Annotated in this window: 1 protein-coding gene and 1 pseudogene; both read left to right on the forward strand. The window is 49.5% G+C overall.

The genetic code is table 11. The annotated features are described in order from the left end of the window. Positions 1-80, forward strand: a pseudogene (locus ACNQ0T_RS23270) (type-F conjugative transfer system pilin assembly thiol-disulfide isomerase TrbB); the annotation flags it as partial. Further along, a complete protein-coding gene (trbJ, locus tag ACNQ0T_RS23275) occupies positions 70-372 on the forward strand; it encodes a P-type conjugative transfer protein TrbJ (RefSeq protein ID WP_001244873.1) in 303 nt (100 codons plus the stop codon). The pseudogene ACNQ0T_RS23270 and the gene trbJ, both read left to right, overlap by 11 nt. Positions 373-380 lie beyond the last annotated feature (8 nt).

Genomic DNA, 380 nt, shown 5'->3' on the forward strand with positions numbered 1-380 from the left:
GGGCAACGGATGCCGCCGGTTTTATGGCGCGGATGGATACCGTTCTGCAGATGTACGGAGGAAAAAAAGGTGCGAAATAAGCAGGTGGTGTTACTCATTGCCGGAATATCCGGCATCGCGACGGGAATAATCGTCAGCCTGAATATCCCCTTTATCCATCAGGGGCTTTTTTATCCCGCCAGCCCTGTAGAAATTGTCGTTTCGCTGTGCCTTACCTTTTCTGTTTCTGTTGTGTTTTTTGTGGGGGCAATTGTGGGATGGATTTCGGTGTCTGAAATATATTACAGCCGCAGGACTGGACGGAAATATCGGGATATTCCTGCTGAAATGTCGTATGCGCCGGGAGAACAAATTAAGGGAGGGCAAGAATGATGCCACGC

Origin of the sequence: Enterobacter cloacae complex sp.6700776 (genome assembly GCF_048284255.1) — a bacterium.
GTDB classification, from domain to species: Bacteria; Pseudomonadota; Gammaproteobacteria; order Enterobacterales; family Enterobacteriaceae; genus Enterobacter; species Enterobacter intestinihominis.